The following is a 681-nucleotide window of genomic DNA, read 5'->3' as shown; positions in this document are numbered from 1 at the left end:
TATCTATAAATCGCTCATGGGTTAAATCCAAACGGTTCAAATACCCCCTGGCCAAACCCGAACCCCCTATATGAAGCTCACCGATAACACCTATCGGAACAGGAAGATTATTAGCGTCAAGCACATAGGCTTTCGTGTTTTGGATGCTTGCTTTATGGAGTAAATTTGAATTAAATGAAATTAGTGCTGTAACGGTAGTCTCTGTGGGTCCATATTTATTAATAACTACGGGAACATCTTTTTTATACTTTATAAATAGATCTTTTGATAGATATTCAGCTCCAAATACAACTCTTTTTAATAAATTAAATTTTGAAGAATCAATAGTATTCAAATAAGAAGGAGTAGAATGTAAATGCGTAATACTATTATTTATTACAAAACTTGTGAACCTCTTACTATCAACAATAGATTGCTTTTCAATGATAAACAATCTTGATCCTGACAACATCGCTAAAAACATTTGCTCAACTGAGGCATCAAAAACATAATTAGCAAAAAGAACAAATCTATCAGAAGTATCTATACCATACTTAAATAACAAATCCATTATCAAATTAACAACCCCGGAATGCTCGATCATCACCCCTTTAGGCCTGCCTGTCGTTCCGGAGGTATAAATAACATAAGCCAGATTCTTTGCTAAACTATGTTGTGGAAGATTAGAACTCGCTTCTACCT

At 34.1% G+C, this 681-nt stretch carries 1 protein-coding gene; it reads right to left on the bottom strand.

The window, feature by feature from the left end; genetic code table 11:
- On the bottom strand, positions 1-681 hold a 681-nt coding region (locus tag ACN1CN_RS22810; protein WP_419137996.1), incomplete at both ends, for an AMP-binding protein.

The organism is Flavobacterium sp. T12S277 (genome assembly GCF_048514875.1).
In the GTDB taxonomy this organism is placed as follows: domain Bacteria; phylum Bacteroidota; class Bacteroidia; order Flavobacteriales; family Flavobacteriaceae; genus Flavobacterium.
This window is presented reverse-complemented; position numbering and strand designations above follow the sequence as displayed.